General features: G+C 68.0%; 1 protein-coding gene. It reads left to right on the top strand.

Features of this window, described 5'->3' with window-relative positions; all coding sequences use genetic code 11:
- Positions 1-781, top strand: a 781-nt coding sequence (locus tag ABD907_RS20540) for a PKD domain-containing protein (protein WP_345219146.1), incomplete at both ends; no start/stop codon positions are given.

A 781-nucleotide genomic window follows, 5' to 3' on the forward strand; every position in this document is an offset into this window, starting at 1 on the left:
GCACCATCGCGTCCTACGAGTGGGACTTCGGTGACGACGAGACCGCCACCGGCGCCCAGGCCAGCCACACCTACGACGAGGCGGGCACCTACGACGTCACCCTCACCGTCACCGACGACGACGGGGCAACGAACACCACCACGAAACAGGTCACCGTCAGCGGAGAGAGCGGCGAGCAGACTCCGCTCGCGCTAGATGACTTCACCCGGTCGGTCACGAACGGATGGGGTGACGCGGATATCGGAGGCGCTTGGTCGCGGATGGCCAGCGCGTCGAACTTCTCGGTAGCCGACGGCATGGGTCGGATCCGCATGAACAACCCGGGCGCCGGTCCCGGCATGGAACTCCCCGGCGTCTCCTCGTCCGACACCGATGTCCAGGTACGGGTCGGCAGCGACAAGCCGGCAACCGGCGGCGGCACCTACCTCACCGTGACACCTCGATTCCTACCCGACGGCGACCGCTACTTCACCGACCTGCGACTGTTGTCGACCGGCGAGGCGAGACTCACCCTCGGCCGACGGGTGGATGGCGCCGAGGCTTACATGCAGTCCACGATCGTCACCGGACTGACGGTGGAAGCCGGCGAGCTCATGCAGATGCGGGTGCAGGCATTCGGGACGTCACCGACAACCCTCCGGGCCAAGGTCTGGGAGACAGGCACGCCCGAGCCCGGCACGTGGACGGTGAGCGCCACCGATTCGACCACCGGACTCCAGGACGCCGGGAGCGTGGCGCTTCGCGCGTACCTGTCAGGCTCGGCCACCAACGCGCCCGTGAC

The organism is Georgenia halophila, from assembly GCF_039541595.1.